General features: G+C 59.0%; 12 protein-coding genes. 9 read left to right on the top strand and 3 right to left on the bottom strand.

Annotated elements, in window-relative coordinates; genetic code table 11:
- Positions 1 to 92 precede the first annotated feature (92 nt).
- The 8 genes from M2406_RS09130 (at position 93) to cobA (ending at position 14,105) form a co-directional block, all read left to right on the top strand.
- Entirely contained in the window at positions 93 to 1,667 is a 1,575-nt protein-coding gene (locus M2406_RS09130) for an ABC transporter substrate-binding protein (RefSeq protein ID WP_259189701.1), read from the top strand.
- A 57-nt stretch (positions 1,668 to 1,724) separates the two neighbouring features.
- Positions 1,725 to 3,005, top strand: coding sequence for a nitrate regulatory protein (locus M2406_RS09125; protein WP_259189700.1), 1,281 nt, complete (start codon positions 1,725 to 1,727; stop codon positions 3,003 to 3,005).
- Positions 3,006 to 3,509: 504 nt separating this feature from the next.
- Positions 3,510 to 4,769 (top strand): CmpA/NrtA family ABC transporter substrate-binding protein, encoded by a 1,260-nt coding sequence (locus M2406_RS09120; protein WP_218216631.1) that lies wholly within the window; start codon positions 3,510 to 3,512, stop codon positions 4,767 to 4,769.
- Positions 4,770 to 4,777: 8 nt separating this feature from the next.
- Positions 4,778 to 5,674 carry a nitrate ABC transporter permease gene (gene ntrB / locus M2406_RS09115; protein WP_259189698.1) on the top strand — a complete coding sequence of 299 codons (897 nt, stop codon included), beginning with the start codon at positions 4,778 to 4,780 and terminating at the stop codon, positions 5,672 to 5,674.
- Positions 5,675 to 5,683: 9 nt separating this feature from the next.
- On the top strand, positions 5,684 to 6,472 hold the full coding sequence (locus M2406_RS09110) for an ABC transporter ATP-binding protein (protein WP_259189697.1): 789 nt from the start codon (positions 5,684 to 5,686) through the stop codon (positions 6,470 to 6,472).
- A 10-nt stretch (positions 6,473 to 6,482) separates the two neighbouring features.
- Positions 6,483 to 10,628: a nitrite reductase large subunit NirB gene (gene nirB / locus M2406_RS09105; protein WP_259189696.1), complete on the top strand. Its 4,146-nt coding sequence runs from the start codon at positions 6,483 to 6,485 to the stop codon at positions 10,626 to 10,628.
- The gene (locus M2406_RS09100) at positions 10,625 to 13,276 is read left to right on the top strand and encodes a nitrate reductase (RefSeq protein ID WP_259189694.1); all 2,652 of its coding nucleotides are present in this window, start codon (positions 10,625 to 10,627) and stop codon (positions 13,274 to 13,276) included. Before nirB ends, M2406_RS09100 begins: the two co-directional genes overlap by 4 nt.
- Positions 13,277 to 13,289: 13 nt before the next feature.
- Positions 13,290 to 14,105: a uroporphyrinogen-III C-methyltransferase gene (gene cobA, locus M2406_RS09095; protein WP_259189692.1), complete on the top strand. Its 816-nt coding sequence runs from the start codon at positions 13,290 to 13,292 to the stop codon at positions 14,103 to 14,105.
- A gap of 4 nt (positions 14,106 to 14,109) precedes the next feature.
- Here cobA and M2406_RS09090 read toward each other — a convergent pair whose 3' ends face one another.
- Both M2406_RS09090 and M2406_RS09085 read right to left on the bottom strand, forming a co-directional pair.
- Positions 14,110 to 14,676 carry a YbhB/YbcL family Raf kinase inhibitor-like protein gene (locus tag M2406_RS09090; protein WP_259189691.1) on the bottom strand — a complete coding sequence of 189 codons (567 nt, stop codon included), beginning with the start codon at positions 14,674 to 14,676 and terminating at the stop codon, positions 14,110 to 14,112.
- A 134-nt stretch (positions 14,677 to 14,810) separates the two neighbouring features.
- On the bottom strand, positions 14,811 to 15,512 hold the full coding sequence (locus M2406_RS09085) for an A24 family peptidase (RefSeq protein ID WP_259189690.1): 702 nt from the start codon (positions 15,510 to 15,512) through the stop codon (positions 14,811 to 14,813).
- Between the two features lie 520 nt (positions 15,513 to 16,032).
- Here M2406_RS09085 and M2406_RS09080 point away from each other — a divergent pair.
- Positions 16,033 to 17,526, top strand: a complete 1,494-nt coding sequence (locus tag M2406_RS09080) for a YchO/YchP family invasin (RefSeq protein WP_259189688.1) — start codon at positions 16,033 to 16,035, stop codon at positions 17,524 to 17,526.
- Here the strand turns inward: M2406_RS09080 and narL are convergent.
- Positions 17,523 to 18,173 carry a two-component system response regulator NarL gene (gene narL, locus M2406_RS09075; RefSeq protein ID WP_012145623.1) on the bottom strand — a complete coding sequence of 217 codons (651 nt, stop codon included), beginning with the start codon at positions 18,171 to 18,173 and terminating at the stop codon, positions 17,523 to 17,525. The genes M2406_RS09080 and narL overlap by 4 nt on opposite strands.

Below are 18,173 nucleotides of genomic sequence, written 5' to 3'. Positions count from 1 at the left end.
TAAATAAAGCAATTTATAGTCGTTCTTCATCTAAGCCACTGCCCCTACACTCGAAAAATAACGCATCCGCGTAATTCTGGAGAGTGCATCTAATGAAACGGCTAATTCCCACCTTATTGTTCAGCGCCCTGGCGGCGAGCTTTGGCGCACAGGCGGCGACCCCGAAAGACCAGCTAGTAGTGGTCAGTTCGCTGGAAGGCATCATCAGCCTGGATCCGGCGGAAAGTTTCGAAACCGTCAGCTCGGCCAACCTGGTCAATCTGTATCAGCGGTTGCTCACGCCGGACCGTACCACGCCGGAAAAACTGGCGCCGGAGTTGGCCAGCGGTTGGCAGGCGGGGGCGGACGGTCGCAGCCTGATTTTTACCCTGAAGGCAAACCAGCGCTTTGCTTCCGGTAATCCGGTGCGGCCGGAGGATGTGATCTTCTCACTGGTGAGAGCGGTGAAACTGAACAAGGCGCCATCGTTCATTCTCGGCGAATTTGGCTGGACGCCGGAAAACGTCGAGAGTCAGTTGAAGACGCTGGGCGATAACCAGGTGCAGTTAAGCTGGTCGGCCAATATCGGTAGTGGGCTGGCGCTGCGGCTGTTGACCGCGCCGGTTGCCTCGATCGTCGATGAGAAACTGTTGAGTGAGCACAGCCAACAGGGAGATTTCGGCAACGCCTGGCTGCGTTCCAATTCCGCCGGTGCAGGGCCTTATCGCGTCAGTAACTATGTGCCGCATGAGGCACTGTTATTCAGTCGGAACGACTACGCTCAACCGCAGGCGAAGATAAAAACGGTGCTGCTGAAGAACGTCAGCGATGCCGGAACCCGGCGCCTGTTGCTGCTGAAAGGAGACGCCGACGTGGCTTACGACCTGGGTGCCGATCAGTTCAATTCGCTGCGTAAAGAGCCGGGGGTCAGGATAGAGCAGCAGGACTCGTCCAAAGTCTATTATCTCGGCTTCAACACCGGCAGCAAACAGACGCCGGCGTTGAGCAACCCAGCCCTGTGGCAGGCGGCGCGCTGGCTGGTGGACTATCAATCCATTGCCGACAACCTGTTGAAGGGGCAGTACCGTGTTCACCAGGCGTTTCTGCCGCTGGGGCTGGATGGCGCGATCGACGACCAACCGTTCAAGCTCGACGTAGCCAGGGCCAAACAGATTTTGCATGACGCCGGGATTGCCGAAGGCACGCGCATTGATCTGATCGTCATCAACCAGCCGCCGTATACCGATATTGCCCAGGTGCTGCAGGCCAGCTTTGCCAAGGCCGGTTTGCAACTGGATATCCATCCGGTGGTGGAAAGCGATCTGTGGGGCAAGATGCGCAGTCGTGATTTCCAGGCCATTTTCACCTATTGGGGGGCCGACTATCTGGATCCGAACACTAACGCCAGCGCCTTTGCCTATAACGTGCCTAACGGGCCGAAAACCCTGGCATGGCGTACCCAGTGGAACATCCCGGCGCTGAGTGCGGAAACCCGCGCAGCGGCGGCGGAAGGTGACGGGGCAAAACGCGCCGCGCACTACGCCAGCTTGCAGCGTGAATTACAGACCAGCTCACCTTACGTGGTGGCATTGCAGGGGCAAACGCTGGTAGCGCTGCGCGACAACGTTAAAGACGCCAAAGTGGATATCGCCAACAGCATGCTGTATCTGGATCGCGTGAGTAAGTAGCCCGCCACGGCACGGCTTTTGCAGGATCGGTTTATTTAGCGAATCGGGGATCCTGTCATGAGCCGCAATCACGTTTTCCCACCCAGCGCCGGCGACTTTTTGCTGGCCTCCAGGCGCTGTGAAATCACCGTATTGCAGCAACTGTTGCAAATGGGGCAGTTGGTCGGCCGGGTCAGCCAGTTGATCCATGTGCTCCAACGGGAACGCGGTACCGTCAATATTTACCTGTGTTCACAGGGAGCATTGTTCGGTGAACGCTTGGCCGGAAGGGCGCAGGAAGTGCAACAGGCTGAACTGGCTGTGCAGCGCCAGTTGATGCAGTTGGATGACAACACCGCCCCCCTGGCCAGCGCCAGCCGTCTTTTCAGCCGCATTGCCTGTGCATTGCATAATCTTGCCGGCCTGCCCGCGTTGCGCTGCCAGGTGCAGCAACGTCAAATTTTGCAGCCTGCCGCCATGGGCATCTTTAATGAGGTTATTCATAGCCTGCTGGCGCTGGTGTTCGAAGCGGCGGATGCCTGCGCGGAACCCACCACGGCACGTGCGTTGATCGCCATGTTCAGCTTTATGCAGGGCAAGGAGCTGGCTGGGCAGGAACGGGCGATCGGCGCGGCCGGTTTTGCCTCCATGCATTTCGATGAGTCGGCGCACCAGCAGCTACTGGTGCTTATCGAAGGGCAAGAGCGCTGTTTTGCCACCTTCAGCGAGTTTGCCGATGAGCCTTCGCTGGCCCAGTGGCGGCGAATGCAGCAACAGGATGACCGTGAGTTTGAGCGCCTGCGCCGTATTGCCTGCACCCAATGGCAACTGAGTAACAAAGCCGACACCAGTCTGCGCTGGTTTGAGATCACCAGTGCGCGTATCGATCTGATGAAACAGATTGAGGATCGGCTGGAGGAGGCGCTGATGGCCAGTTGCCGCCACAATCTGACCCAGGCCCGGCACGCAATGGCGGAAGACTGCGCAGTTTACGCGCCACAGCCGATGCGAGAAAGTTACGCGGTTTTCGTGGCTGCGCCTTTGGGGGATGCATCGCCGCTGGTGGGGGATGGTATTCACCCGCGCCTGGGACGCTCGATGCTGGAATTGATTCAGCAGCAGTCACAACGTCTGCATGCGCTGTCGGAGGAACTGGCCACGGCGCGTGCGACCTTGAGTGAGCGCAAGCAGATCGAACGCGCCAAAGCGCTGCTGATCCAGCATCGCGGATTGACCGAGGCGGCGGCCCATCGACTGTTGTTGAAGATGGCGATGAACCAGAACCAACGGCTGATTGATATTGCCAATGCCATGCTGGCGGTGGCGGACATTCTGCCGCCCAGCAGGAATACTCCCTAAGGGGTATATGCACACAGTCAGTGCAGTTACTGCCTTGCGATCGTGCAAATACCCGTCGCCTTTCAAGTTGCAACGTTGTTACCTGCACTCAGTTATGTGGCCCGTCCATGGGCCACACCCCTTTGGGGCCGCTGCTGGCAGCGTTCAAATCTGCTCCAGGCAGATTTGTCACCCCAGTTACTTAACTTTTGTAAGCGCCTGGGGATGAGCAAGCTGGGCGCCTAGCCGTGCTGTACAGGGATGTACAAATGCCGCGAGCGCATGGACGCGCTAGAGCGGCCAACTTGAAATTCATAGGGTATAAATTACATAACTATAAATTGGGGTATGTAAAATGACAGATCTGGCACGCAAGCTGCATTACTAAAACGTAGCCCGGCCAATGGCGGTCGGGTTGCCAACAAGATTATGGATAAAGGCGTCCTTTCAGCATGTTCACCCCAACGGTGGAATGTGCTGATGGGACGCCTTTTTTATTTTATCGCCTGATTGAAGGAATTGCCGATGACGCACACCAAACCCTCCGGACTTAGCCTGACGCGCCGCCGTTTTTTGGCCGGTAGTGCGGCGTTGGGCGGCAGCATGATGTTGCCCGGCCTGATGAACGCCGCCTGGGCGGCAGGCTCTGACGCCCCGGAGAAAAAAGAGATCCGCGTGGGCTTTATTCCACTTACCGATTGCGCTTCGGTGGTGATGGCGGCGGTGAAACAGTTCGATCAGAAGTACGGCATCAAAATTATCCCCAGCAAGGAGGCCAGTTGGGCGGCAGTACGCGACAAACTTTTGTCCGGTGAACTGGATGCGGCGCACGTACTGTACGGCATGGTGTATGGCCTGCAGCTTGGCGTCGCCGGGCCGCAGCAGGATATGGCGGTGTTGATGACGCTCAACAACAACGGTCAGGCGATTACGCTCTCCAACCAGTTAAGGCAGGCCGGTGTCACCGATGCTGCGAGCTTGAAAAAAACCGTCGATGCCAGCGCCAAAGGCACCTATACCTTCGCCCAAACCTTCCCGACCGGCACCCACGCCATGTGGCTGTATTACTGGCTGGCTAACGCCGGAATTCACCCGTTTGACGACGTGCGCAATGTGGTGGTGCCGCCGCCGCAGATGGTGATGAACATGAAAATCGGCAACATGAGCGGTTTTTGCGTGGGTGAGCCGTGGAACCAACGTGCAATTGCCGAGGACATTGGTTTTACCGCCGTGACCAGCCAGGAGATTTGGCCCGATCACCCGGAAAAGGTGCTGGGTACCACCGGCAACTGGGTGACGGCCAACCCCAATAGCGCCCGCGCGCTGACCGCTGCGGTACTGGACGCCGCACGCTGGATCGACAGTTCGGACGCCAACCGACAGGAAACCGCTCAGGTGGTGGCGGGGCGCGCCTATATCAACACCAGGCCGGAAATCATTACCGGCCGCATGCTCGGCCAATACCAGAACGGTCTGGGCAAGTCGTGGCAGGACTCACATGCGATGCGTTTTTTCCACGATGGCGAGGTGAGCTACCCCTACCTGTCCGACGGCATGTGGTTCCTGACCCAGCATCGCCGCTGGGGCTTGTTGAATGCCGAACCGGACTATCTGGCCGTCGCGAAGAAAATCAACCGTATCGAAATCTATAAGCAGGCGGCCAGCGCGGTGGGTGGAGTAAACCTGCCCGGCAGCGATATGCGTACCAGCACGCTGTTAGACGGCAAGCGCTGGGACGGCAGCAATCCGGCGGAATACGCCAACAGTTTCACTTTAAAGCGTTGAGGTCACCAATGAAAAATCTTGCTGAACGGATCGATATTCCTGCGTCATCGCGGGCAGAAGTCAGTGCGGAAATCGTGCCGCTAAAGCGCCCGGTAATGCCACTGCCGCAGCGCAAAGCCCGCTGGGGTTTGCTGTTACAGCAGAGTTTCCGCCGTGGCGTGCCCGCCGCGTTGGGATTGGTGCTGACCCTGGTGGTCTGGCAGGTTGCGGCGCTTAACAGCAAGGGTTTCCCTACGCCATGGGCCACCTGGCAGGCGGCACTGGTGCTGTTTGCCGACCCATTTTATTCCGCCGGGCCGAACGATCAGGGCATTGGCTGGAACGTACTGGCTTCGCTGCAGCGTGTGGCGACCGGTTTTGGGCTGGCGGCGCTGGTCGGTATTCCGGCCGGTTTTCTGCTGGGGCGCTTTGTGTTTTTGGCCAACATGCTCAACCCGATCATTTCACTGCTGCGCCCGGTCAGTCCGCTGGCCTGGTTGCCGATTGGTCTGCTGCTGTTCCAGCGGGCGGAGCCTGCTTCAACCTGGACCATTTTCATCTGTTCCATCTGGCCGATGATCCTCAACACCGCCGAGGGTGTCACGCGTATTCCGCAGGATTACCTCAACGTGGCGCGGGTGCTCAAGCTGTCGGAGTGGACGGTAATGCGCAAAATCCTGTTCCCGGCGGTGCTGCCTTATGTGCTGACCGGTGTTCGCCTGTCTATCGGCATCGCCTGGCTGGTGATTGTGGCGGCGGAAATGCTGACCGGCGGCGTTGGCATCGGTTTTTGGATCTGGAATGAGTGGAACAACCTCAACGTCGAAAACATCATTATTGCCATCATCGTGATCGGTGTGGTCGGGCTGCTGCTCGAACAGGGACTGATGTTACTGGCAAAACGTTTTAGTTATCCGAACCGCTAGGAGTACGCCATGAAACCGATTATTCAGGTCCAGAACGTCAGCCAGCGTTTTGCCACCCCGCAGGGGGAGTTTATTGCGCTGGATCGGGTGAGTTTTGATATTCAGGCCGGGGAAACTCTCAGCCTGATCGGCCACTCCGGCTGCGGTAAATCAACGCTGCTGAATTTGATCGCCGGGCTGACCTTGCCCAGCGACGGCGTGTTGCTGTGTGACAACCGGCAAATCACCGGGCCTGGCCCGGAGCGCGGGGTGGTGTTCCAGAACCATTCGCTGCTGCCGTGGCTGACAACCTACGAGAATGTGGCGCTGGCGGTGCATCAGGTGTTTCGCCATGAGATGACGCGCAGCGAAATGCGCGACTGGATTGAACACAACCTGGCGCTGGTGCATATGAGCCATGCGCTGGACAAACGGCCGCATGAAATCTCCGGTGGTATGAAGCAGCGCGTTGGCATAGCTCGTGCACTGGCGATGAAACCCAAAGTGCTGTTGATGGATGAACCCTTTGGCGCACTGGATGCGTTAACTCGTGCACATCTGCAAGACGCGGTGATGGAAATTCAGCAGCGGCTGCACACCACCATAGTGCTGATTACCCACGACGTCGACGAAGCGGTGCTGCTGTCTGACCGGGTGTTAATGATGACCAACGGCCCGTCGGCCACCGTCGGCGAAATCCTGCCGGTGGTGCTGCCACGTCCGCGTTCACGAGTCGCGCTGGCGGATGATCCGCAATATCACCATTACCGTCGGCAGGTGCTGAAATTCCTTTACGAGAAGCACGCGAAAGCGGCATGAGAGCCGGACGATGGATAAACCCAGACTGGTGGTGATTGGTAACGGCATGGCCGGTATGCGGCTGGTGGAAACCCTGTGTCGGCTGGCGCCAGAGCGTTATGCCATCACGGTGATTGGCGAAGAGCCGCGGGGCAACTACAACCGCATTCTGCTTTCGCCGGTGTTGGCGGGGGATAAGGCCTTCAGCGACACCCTGCTGCATGACTATGACTGGTATCGGCAGCAGGGAGTGCAACTGCTGGCCGGAGACCCGGTGCTGGCGGTGGATCGGCAGCAAAAGTGGGTGAGTACTGCCCGGCATCGGTTGCCTTATGACCTGCTGGTATTGGCTACCGGTTCACGCCCCTTGCGGCCACCGCTGCCGGGTGGGGCATTGAACGGCATTTATGGCTTCCGCACCCTGGACGATGTTGAAGCGATGATCGCTCGCTGTCGTCCTGGTCGACCGGCGCTGGTGATGGGCGGCGGCGTCTTGGGGATTGAGGCGGCGGCGGCACTGGCGCAGCGCGGCATGAGCGTCACCGTGGTGCACCGGGGCGAGCACCTGATGGAACGTCAGTTGGACGCTCGTGCGGGGCGGATGCTGCAACATAACCTGTTGCAGCGCGGGATCGAATGCCGGCTGAGCTGCGAAGTCAGCCGGTTTCAGGGAAGCGAGCGGGTCAGTTCGGCCAGCCTGAGTAACGGCGAGATAGTGGCCTGCGAACTGGTGGTGATCGCCGTCGGGGTGCAGCCGGAAATTAGCCTGGCGCACTCCGCCGGTCTGGCCTGCCGGCGCGGCATCGTGATTGACGACCAGATGCAAACGGCAGATCCGGCGGTGTTCGCCATCGGCGAATGTGCTCAGTTTGGCGAGATCACTTTGGGCCTGGTGGCCCCCTGTTGGCAGCAGGCTGAACTGTTGGCGCGGCGGCTGAGTGGGGAACTGGTGGCGGGCTACCGACCAACGCCGTTGCATACCCGCCTGAAGGTCAGCGGCGTCGAGGTGTTCAGTGCCGGTGAGATGGCCACAGACGGGCTCACCGAGGTCCATCACGCCGAAGATCCGCAGGCGCAGCATTACCGCCGCCTGCTGGTGCGCGACGGAAAATTACAGGGCGTGGTGTTGTATGGCGACGCTCAGGACAGCCCTTTTTATCTGCAGCAGCTTGGCCTGCCGGTGCAACACCCGGACGACTTGCTGTTTGGCAGCAGCGAACCCGTGACGCCTGCGGCGTCTGACGAGAGGATATCTGATATGCACAAGCCCGTTTTGGTGGTTGCCGGTCACGGCATGGTCGGTCATCACTTCCTGGAACAACTGGTTACGCGCGAGCTGCATTTGCAGTACCACATTGTGGTGTTTGGCGAAGAGCCGGTGGCGGCTTACGACCGGGTACACCTGTCCGAGTTTTTCTCCGGCCGCAGTGCGGACTCGCTGTCGATGGTCGAAGCGGGTTTCTTCGAGCGTAGTGGCATAGAACTGCGGTTGGGGCAGGAGGTGTGCGCTATCGACAGACAACGCAAATGCGTGATTGATGCCGAGGGCCGTGAGACGGCCTACGACCAGTTGGTGCTGGCGACCGGCTCTTATCCGTTTGTACCGCCGATCCCCGGCAACGATCGCCCTGGCTGCCTGGTTTACCGCACGCTCGACGATCTGGCCGCGATCGCAGACTGCGCCAAAACCGCGCGCGTCGGGGTGGTGGTCGGTGGCGGCTTGCTGGGACTGGAGGCTGCCAATGCGTTGCGTCAGCTTGGGCTGAACACCCATGTCGTGGAGTTTGCGCCGCGCCTGATGGGGGTACAGTTGGATGACGGTGGCGCGACCATGCTGCGCAGTAAAATTGAGGCATTGGGCGTCAGTGTGCATACCGGCAAGCAAACTCAGGCGATTATTGAAGGTTCGTTACACCGTCACTGCATGAATTTTGCCGATGGGGAGCAGTTAGAGGCTGATTTAATTCTATTTTCCGCCGGTATCCGTCCTCGTGATCAGCTTGCCCGTGCTGCCGAACTGGAGGTGGGGGCACGCGGCGGTATTGTGATTGATAGCCAGTGCCGCACCAGCGACGAGGCGATTTATGCCATCGGTGAATGCGCCTTGTGGAACGGGCAAATTTTCGGCCTGGTGGCACCGGGCTACCAAATGGCGCGTATCCTGGCCGATCGGCTGGCTGGAGGCGAAAACGTGTTCTGTGGCGCGGACATGAGCACCAAACTGAAACTGTTGGGCGTGGAAGTGGCGTCGATCGGTGATGCCCATGGTCACACCCCCGGCAGCCAGAGCTACACCTGGGTCGACGGCCCGCAGCAAGTGTATAAAAAAGTGGTGATTGACGCGGATGGCAAGCGATTGCTGGGGGCGGTGCTGGTGGGCGACAGTGCTGAATACAGCACGCTGCAACAGATGATGCTTAACTGTCTGCCGTTACCCACCACCCCGGAAAGCCTGATTTTACCCGCAACGACGGGGGCTGCGCCGAAAGCCCTGGGCGTTTCCGCCTTGCCGGCCACGGCGCAGATTTGTTCTTGCCATAACGTCAGCAAGGGCGATATCAGTGACGCGGTGGAGCAGGGTTGCGGCGATTTGGCGGCGGTAAAAGCCTGCACCAAAGCGGGCACCGGCTGTGGCGGCTGTTCGGCGCTGGTAAAACAGCTGATGGAACACGAATTGCAGCAGCGCGGCGTGGTGGTGAAGAAAGACATTTGCGAGCATTTCGCCCATTCACGCCAGGAGCTGTATCACCTGGTCCGCGTTGGCAACATCCGCACCTTTGACGAGTTGCTGGACCGACATGGTCATGGGTATGGCTGTGAGGTGTGCAAACCGCTGGCGGGGTCGATTCTGGCTTCGTGCTGGAACGAATATCTGCTAAAGCCGCAGCATCTGCCGTTGCAGGATACCAACGATCGCTTTTTTGCCAATATCCAGAAAGATGGCACCTATTCGGTGGTACCGCGGGTACCGGCCGGGGAAATTACTCCGCAAGGATTGATCGCCATCGGCCAAATCGCTCTGCGCTATCAGCTCTACACCAAGATTACCGGCGGCCAGCGGGTTGACCTGTTCGGCGCCCGGCTGGAGCAATTGCCGGAGATTTGGCAGCAGCTGGTCGACGCCGGATTTGAAACCGGGCATGCCTACGGCAAGTCACTGCGCACAGTGAAATCTTGCGTCGGCTCCAGTTGGTGCCGCTATGGCGTGCAGGATTCCACCGCGCTGGCTATCGAGCTGGAGCATCGCTACAAGGGGTTGCGGTCGCCGCATAAAATCAAGATGGCGGTTTCCGGCTGCACGCGAGAGTGTGCGGAGGCGCAGAGCAAAGACGTCGGGGTCATTGCCACCGAGAAAGGCTGGAACCTGTACCTGTGCGGCAACGGCGGCATGAAACCGCGCCATGCCGATTTATTTGCCAGCGATCTTGATACCGCCACGCTGATCCGCACGGTCGACCGTTTCCTGATGTTCTACATTCGTACCGCCGATCGCCTGCAGCGCACCAGCACCTGGATGGACAACCTGGAAGGCGGGCTGGACTACCTGCGAGACGTGGTTTTGCAGGACAGCCTGGGGATCGGTAGCGAATTGGATGCCGAAATGGAAACTGTGGTCAGCCATTACCAATGTGAATGGCAAACCACGCTCGCCAGCCCGGATCGCCTCAAGCTGTTCCGTCCGTTTGTGAACAGCGAACAGCCGGATGAGGCCATAGTCTGGCAGGCGGAGCGTGGACAACGTCGCCCGGCGGCAGGAGTGGAACGCGGGCAGGTGATTGAGGTGCAACCGGCGGTGGCCGCCCGGGAACAGTGGCTGGATGTCTGTGCGCTGGCGGAAATCCCGATCAACGCCGGCATTGCCGCCCGGCTGGGGCAGCGGCAGATTGCGCTATTCCATCTGGCAGACAAGGGCGTTTATGCGTTGGCCAATCAGGAACCGGACAGTGACGCCAACGTGCTGGCACGCGGGCTGTTGGGGGACGTAGCCGGTGAGCCGGTGGTGATCTCTCCGCTATACAAACAGCGTTTTCGTTTGAGTGACGGTATCTGTGCAGATAATGCCGGGCGTGCCGTCACCGCCTGGCCGGTCCGGGTAGAAGCAGGCCGTGTGTGGGTATGCAGTACGCCGCTGTCGATACAGGCCAAACTGCCAGAAACGGCGGAAGTGACGTCATGAGCGCGGTACATTGCACCACCTGCCCCTACTGTGGCGTGGGCTGCGGGGTCGCCATTGAACAGCACAGCAACGGTGAACTGACGGTCGGCGGCGACGTTACGCATCCGGCCAATCAGGGACGGCTGTGTGTCAAAGGCAGCGCGCTGGGCGAGACGCTGAGCCTGACGGGCCGCCTGTTACAGCCACAGGTCGATGGCCTGCCGGTTAGCTGGGATCAGGCGCTTGAGCAGGTGGCACAGCGTTTTAGCCAGATTATTGAGCAATATGGCCCGCAGGCGGTGGCGTTTTATGCTTCCGGTCAGCTGCTGACCGAAGATTATTACGTGGCAAACAAACTGATGAAGGGATTTATTGGTGCGGCCAATATCGACACCAACTCCCGGCTGTGCATGGCGTCGGCGGTAGTCGGCTACAAGCGGGCATTCGGCGGGGATGTGGTGCCTTGTTGTTATGAAGATATCGAACAGGCGGATCTGGTGATATTGACCGGTTCCAACACCGCCTGGGCGCATCCGGTGGTCTACCAACGGTTGGTGAAGGCCCGTAAGCTGCGCCCGCAAATGTGGGTGGTGGTGATTGACCCGCGTGAGACGGCGACCTGCGATATTGCCGACTTGCATTTGCCGCTGCGGCCCGGCAGCGATGCGGCTTTGTTTACCGGAGGGCTGCACTGGCTGGCTGAACAGCAGGCTCTGGATACCGCCTTTTTGCAACGGCATGCCAGCGGCACAGAGGCTACGCTGGCAGCGGCGGCGGATTGGACACCACAGCGGGTGGCCGATTTTTGCGAACTGCCACTGAGTGCCGTGCTGGCGTTTTTCCACCTGCTGACCGCGTCCCGCAACTGGGTCACGCTCTATTCGATGGGCATTAACCAGTCTGCCAGTGGCTCGGATAAATGCAATGCGATTATCAATCTGCACCTGGCGGGAGGGCGCATTGGCCGCGCTGGCAGCGGCCCGTTTTCGATCACCGGTCAACCCAATGCCATGGGCGGGCGGGAAGTCGGTGGATTAGCCAATCAGCTGGCGGCGCATATGTCGTTCAACTCCGAGGACACCGACCGGGTACAGCGCTTTTGGCGGTCGCCACGCATCGCCCAACAACCGGGGCTGAATGCGGTGGATTTATTTCAGGCGATCGCCGCCGGGCAGGTAAAGGCGGTGTGGATTATGGGCACCAACCCGGTGGTTTCCCTGCCGGATGCCGATGCAGTCAGGCAGGCGCTAAAAAATTGCCCGCTGGTGGTGGTGTCCGAAGTGATGGCGATGACCGATACCGCCGAACTGGCACATATCCGCCTGCCTGCATTGGCCTGGGGAGAAAAGGAGGGCAGCGTGACCAATTCCGAACGCTGTATTTCACGCCAACGTGCATTTTTGCCGGCGCCGGGGCAAGCCCGTGCCGACTGGTGGATCCTTAGCCAGGTTGCGCAGCGTATGGGGTATGGTACGGCCTTTGGCTATCAACATCCTTCGGAGATATTCAGTGAGCACGCGGCGCTGTCAGGATTTGAAAATAACGGCACGCGCGCGTTCGATATCAGTCAACTGGCGGGATGGGATCTACAGCAATGGTTGCAGATGGCACCGGTACAGTGGCCGGTCAATACTCGGCATCCTGTGGGTTGTCGACGAATGTTTGACGACGGGCGTTTTTTCCATGCCGATGGCAAGGCGCGACTGCTGCCGGTGACGCCACGCTTGCCGCAGAATGCGCTATCACCCGGTTATCCACTGGTGCTGAACACCGGCCGCATCCGCGATCAGTGGCACACCATGACGCGCACCGGCAAGGCCGCGCGGCTGATGCGCCATTTGAGCGAACCCTTCTGCGAAATACACCCGCAGGATGCGGTCGAACTGGGAATTGCCGATAGCAGTCTGGTTCGCCTGAGCTCGCCCCACGGCTGGATGCTGGCGCGCGCACTGTACCATCCGGGGCAGCGGCGCGGTAGCCTGTTTGCGCCGATGCACTGGAACGGTCAATTCACCGCACAGGGTCGGGTCGACAGCCTGATCCCGCCGATAGTGGATGCCGACTCCGGCCAGCCGGAAAGCAAGCATGCGCCAGTGCGGGCCAGCCATTGGCCCACAAGCTGGCAGGCGGAGATTTTTATTCGTGCCGAGGTTGCCGCCCCCAAGGGTATCTACTGGAGCCGGGTCGCGCAGGACGGTTTGACTCACTACATTATGGCCGGCCAGCGGCCGATTGAAGACTGGCAAGCCTGGTTACAGCGCCATTTCTCGCTGGAGGGCATGACGCTGCAAACGGCACAGTTGGCCCAGCGCGGTCTGCACCTGATTGGCTGGCGGCAGGGCGAGGTGCAATTGGCGTTTTATGTTCGCCAGCAGGCCCCGCAGCTGGATCGCCCGGCGATCCTCCGCGCCTTTGAACAGGCTCCCACCGCAGGGGCGGAACGGCTGGCACTGCTGGCGGGGCGTGGTGCGCCAGGTCAGTCAGCGGCTGGTGCCACGATTTGTAGCTGTTTCGGCGTGGGCGAGAATCGCATCATTGCGGCCATCCAGGCAGGTTGCCACAGCGCAGAGGCATTGGGTGCCCGTCTGCAATGCGGCACCAACTGTGGCTCCTGCCTGCCGGAGCTAAAAAAACTGATTCAACAGCATGCATCCCAACGGGTGGCCTAACAGAGGTGGTGAGATGAGCGCGATTGAGAAACTGATGCTGGCCGGCGATCATCGCCAGCCGGTACGCAACGGAGAAGTGTGGCTGGTGGGCGCCGGGCCGGGGGATGCGGAGTTACTGACGTTAAAGGCATTACGGGTGATTCGGCAGGCGGACGTGGTGGTGTTCGATCGTCTGGTTTCCCCGGCGGTAATGGCCTTGCTGCCGCCGGAGGCGCTGTGCATTGACGTGGGAAAATCCATGGGGTGCCACACGCTGTCGCAAAAGCAGATCGATCACCTGTTGGTCGAATTGGCCCTGTCCGGTAATCGGGTGGTACGCCTGAAGGGTGGGGATCCGTTTATTTTTGGTCGCGGCGGGGAAGAGATGGTTGAATTGCAGCGCCATGGCGTGGTCTGCCATGTGGTGCCGGGTATCACTGCCGCCAGCGGTTGTGCGGCGGCGAGTGGTATCCCGCTGACACACCGCGATTACGCGCAATCAGTGCGTTTTGTCACCGGCCATTGCCGTAACGGTGAGGTGAGTCTGGACTGGCACGGCCTGGTCTCTGCGGGGCAGACGCTGGTGTTTTATATGGGGCTGACATTAAGCGAAACCATTGCCACGCAACTGATGCGCCATGGCATGGCGGCACAGACGCCGTTGGCCATTATTGAACGTGGCACGCTACCGCAGCAACGGGTATTAACCGGTACGCTGTCAGAATTACCGCTGTTAATTGCCCGTCAGCGGCCGGTGTCACCCAGCCTGTTGGTGATTGGTGAGGTGGTCAGCCTGTACCGCGCGCCGGCTATTGTCGCTGAGATGCCGACAGAGGCGTTGACCGCCTGAGCCGCTATTGGCCGAAGCGACCGATAATGCCCGCACCGCCCTTGGCGTGGCCCTGTAATTTCTCCAGTAATTGTTCGCGGGTAAGCCCCGGCCCGAGCGCGTGGGGGGGCAGATCGGTGGCGATCAACACAAAGGTATAGTGGTGAAACCCGGACCCCGCTGGAGGACAGGGACCATGATAAACCGAGGTGCCCGGTGAGTTTTTGCCACCGACAAAGCCTTTGCCCTGGGTGAGATCGCCCTCGGCGAAGCCGCTGGCGTTGGCAGGTATGCCATAGGCCACTAAATGGCTAACGCCCAGACCTGCCTTGCCCTCGGGATCGGACAGCAGCAGGGCGAAACTTTTGGTGTCTGCCGGTGGGTTGGCCCAGCTTAGCGGTGGCGAAACATTGTCGCCGGTGCAGCTGGCGTTGCCCGGTGTGGCCCCGGCATATTTCTGCGCCAGCGAGCCACCATCCTGGAATGCCGGTGAGCTGAGGGTAAAGGTGCCGGCGGCCTGTGCCGCGAACGACAGCGAACCGGTGGCCAATGCCGCGCTGAGCGCGAGTGCAGATAAACCACGACCTGACATACAACCTCCTGTGTTGATTTGGGTAAACCCCGTTTTGCCTTGGGCAAAGCATAGTGCTGCAGGCGGAGGGGCGCCATAACAGCTACGCCAACAGTAGGCTATAACAGCGACATAACGGCCGGGCCAGTCTGGCATCAGGGTGAAATAAGGTGAAATGCTGTGATTTCTCCGCTGAAAGATGAAGGGCCGCTATCGGCGGTCGCCAACAGAACCAACCAGCCGGAAAGCGCCAGATAAAGGCCAAAGGGCAGCGTATCCTGCCTGCCGGCTTTGCGCAGTAAACGGGCTATTGCCGTAGCGCACAACCCGGCCGCTGCGGCGCCGCTGACCAGCATCGGCAGGGCGGCCCAGCCGATCCAGGCACCCAGTGCTGCCAACAGTTTAAAATCCCCCTGACCGATACCGTCCATTTTCCGCCTGCGGCGATAAGCCACATTGAGCAACCACAGCGAAAGATAACCGATACAGGCCCCGCTCACCGCTTCGGTCAGCGAAACAAAATAGCCTTGCTGATTGACCAACAGCCCGGCCCATAGCAGCGGTTGGGTCAGGCGATCCGGTAATAGTCGCTGTTGCCAGTCAATGAGAGCCAGCGCCAGTAATATCGCCGCTGCCGGCAGCAGCAATAGCCGTTGTAGCAGTGGAATATTGAAAGGCAGGGCCGCCAGCCCGGCACTGACGGCAATCAACATCACCGTGCGTTCCCTCGGTAGCGGGTGTTGCGTCAAGCCTGGTAAGAGGATGCCGATCAGTCTGGTGGCGAGCGCTGCGGGCAGTAACATGGCCGGGATAAACAGACCGCGAAACCAGAAATCGAGCTGAGGATTATCGAACATAAAAGCTTCCTTACCGGTCTGAAATTAGCGTTCAAAATAGCGGCAAAAAGGGTTTCATGCAGAGCGATTGTTTTATCGATTACCGGTATTGCGCAGGGGGCCGCAATCCACGGTTAAGTGCCAAGTGAAATACACTGAAATTGCGAATTGCTACGCATAATCAATAGATTAATTTCTTGGTGAATTTAAATTTGCGGTTTTTTTCGGCAAAATCAGCGATGAAATAAAGTGAATTCTCGTTTTCAGCCGCAAGAGTTTCAGCGTTTTTCTGGCACTCCATCACCGACTGCAATAATTGAAGGTCATGTGACGTTGTCACTAAATTAAATGAGGTTTATCCGATTGTTTCTGATGATAAAGCCATTAGACTTTAGGGTTCATGATGCAGTTTGGCTCGCAACTGCCCGTTAGGGGCAAAATGCCAGGCTGCGCAAAGTTTGGGTGGTCTGTCGTCTGGAGTGATGGCAGCAAGAAAGGGTTTATTTGCCAACCCTCTGGATCAAGGGGCGGCGACTGTGCAATGACAGACGTTATTCATAAAGCGCGTTACCGATTGAAAAAAGTTGTGCCTTTTGCCACGGGTTGTTTACCGGCGATGGGGTTGGCGTGGCTATGCGGCGCGTTGCCCGCCTACGCCGAATCGCCACCCGCACCGGACTCGGTTGTTCAGCAACCGGCCAACGATTTGCCGGAACTGGGCGGCAATGCTTCGAATGACGCCGAGCGCGAAAAAGAGTGGGCCACCATGGCCAAACAGCTGGGCGAACGTAACCTGAATAACGTTTCGAGCCAACAGGTGCGTACCCGTGCCGAGAGTTATGCGGTCGGTCAGGCCAGCAGCGTGCTGCAACAGCAGGCCCAGGAACTGCTTTCACCGTTGGGTAACGCCAAACTGTCGCTGGTGATGTCCGACCAGGGGGATTTTACCGGTAGCAGCGGTCAGTTGTTCAGCCCGCTGTATGACGTTAACGGCTTGCTGACCTATAGCCAACTCGGCCTGTTGCAGCAAACCGACGGTTCGCTGGGTAATTTTGGCCTTGGCCAGCGTTGGGTCGCCGGCGATTGGCTGTTGGGGTATAACACGGTGCTCGACAGCGATTTCGAGCGCCATCACAACCGAGCCAGCCTGGGGGCCGAAGCCTGGGGAGATTTCCTGCGTTTTTCCGCCAACTATTACTATCCGCTGTCGGCGCTGGCGCAACAGAGGGATAACGCCCAGTTCCTCAGCCGTCCGGCGAGCGGATATGACATCACCACTCAGGGCTACCTGCCGTTTTACCGCCAGATTGGCGGCTCGCTCAGCTATGAACAGTACTGGGGTGAGAACGTCGATCTGTTTGGCAGCGGCAAAAAGCAAAATGACCCGCGTGCCATGCAACTGGGGGTGAATTACACCCCGGTCCCCCTGGTGACGGTGAAAGCGTTGCACAAGATGGGAGAAGGCGGGGTAAGTCAGGATCAGGTCGAGCTGGCGTTAAATTATCGGCTTGGTGTACCGCTGGTGAAGCAGATTTCGCCGGAATATGTTGCTCAGGCCAAGTCGCTGCGTGGCAGTCGTTATGACAACATCGAACGGAAAAATGTGCCGGTGATGGCGTTTAAGCAGCGTAAAACGCTGCAAGTGTTCCTGGCCACGCCGCCATGGCGCCTGCAACCGGGAGAAACCTTGCCGCTGGTGCTGGAAATCAAAACCACCAACAAAATTACCCGGGTCAGTTGGCAGGGAGATACGCAGGCACTAAGCCTGACGCCGTCGCAAAACGGTAACGATCCACATGGCTGGAGCCTGATTGTGCCGCAATGGGATGACTCACCGGATGCCGCCAACCGCTACCACCTGTCGGTGACGCTGGAAGATGACAAACAGCAATTGGTGACCTCTAACTGGATCCAACTGCAGGTGACGCCGCCTTTGACCGTTTCATCTGAAATAGAGCAGGGGCTGCCACCGGCAAAAGTACTGCAACCACCGACTATCCCGGCAGAAACCGGGCCGTTGAACGGCAGTGATTAACCGTTTTTTCCCTGCAGTACCCAGACGGCGGCTTCAACGCGCGATTTCAGCTTCATTTTTTTCAACAGGTGTTTGACGTGCACCTTGACGGTGCTTTCGGTGATGGTCAGCTTACGGGCGATCATCTTGTTCGGCAGACCCTGGGCGATCAGTTTGAGAATGTCACGCTCACGTGGCGTCAACTGCTGGATATCGCGTTCGGCGCTGGGGCGGTTCTCACGCAGGCTGGCCGCCAGGATCGGCGTCAACGCCTCGCTTAATACCATCTGACCGGCCGCAGCCTGATGCAGGGCTTTCAGCAACTCCTCTGGCTCCATATCCTTCAGCAGATAGCCGTCGGCACCGCGTTTTAGCGCGCTGACTACGTCATCCTCGTGATTAGACACGCTAAACACCACAATGCGCCCAGAGAGCGCAGTCATGCGCAGGCGATCCAGCGTCTCCAGGCCATTGATGCCCGGCATGTTCAGATCGAGCAGGATCAGATCCGGATCATGCTCTTCGGCCAGTGCGACACCCTGTTCGCCGTTGCCGGCTTCAGCGATCACCTGCAGGCGGGAGTCCATGCCGATGAGCTGTTTTACGCCATTGCGCAGCATCGGGTGGTCATCAATCAATAAAATAGTGGCGGCAGTTTCGGTGGTCAT

The sequence above is a fragment of the Serratia sp. BIGb0163 genome, from assembly GCF_024809935.1.
In the GTDB taxonomy this organism is placed as follows: Bacteria; Pseudomonadota; Gammaproteobacteria; order Enterobacterales; family Enterobacteriaceae; genus Serratia; species Serratia quinivorans.
This window is presented reverse-complemented; position numbering and strand designations above follow the sequence as displayed.

Bases quoted from the DNA above. Each gene is read 5' to 3' on its own strand.
- M2406_RS09120 (WP_218216631.1), top strand. From the start codon at position 3,510: ATGACGCACACCAAACCCTCCGGACTTAGCCTGACGCGCCGCCGTTTT.
- ntrB (WP_259189698.1), top strand. From the start codon at position 4,778: ATGAAAAATCTTGCTGAACGGATCGATATTCCTGCGTCATCGCGGGCA.
- M2406_RS09080 (WP_259189688.1), top strand. From the start codon at position 16,033: ATGACAGACGTTATTCATAAAGCGCGTTACCGATTGAAAAAAGTTGTG.
- M2406_RS09085 (WP_259189690.1), bottom strand. From the start codon at position 15,512: ATGTTCGATAATCCTCAGCTCGATTTCTGGTTTCGCGGTCTGTTTATC.
- narL (WP_012145623.1), bottom strand. From the start codon at position 18,173: ATGACCACCGAAACTGCCGCCACTATTTTATTGATTGATGACCACCCG.
- nirB (WP_259189696.1), top strand. From the start codon at position 6,483: ATGGATAAACCCAGACTGGTGGTGATTGGTAACGGCATGGCCGGTATG.
- M2406_RS09090 (WP_259189691.1), bottom strand. From the start codon at position 14,676: ATGTCAGGTCGTGGTTTATCTGCACTCGCGCTCAGCGCGGCATTGGCC.
- M2406_RS09125 (WP_259189700.1), top strand. From the start codon at position 1,725: ATGAGCCGCAATCACGTTTTCCCACCCAGCGCCGGCGACTTTTTGCTG.
- M2406_RS09130 (WP_259189701.1), top strand. From the start codon at position 93: ATGAAACGGCTAATTCCCACCTTATTGTTCAGCGCCCTGGCGGCGAGC.
- cobA (WP_259189692.1), top strand. From the start codon at position 13,290: ATGAGCGCGATTGAGAAACTGATGCTGGCCGGCGATCATCGCCAGCCG.
- M2406_RS09100 (WP_259189694.1), top strand. From the start codon at position 10,625: ATGAGCGCGGTACATTGCACCACCTGCCCCTACTGTGGCGTGGGCTGC.
- M2406_RS09110 (WP_259189697.1), top strand. From the start codon at position 5,684: ATGAAACCGATTATTCAGGTCCAGAACGTCAGCCAGCGTTTTGCCACC.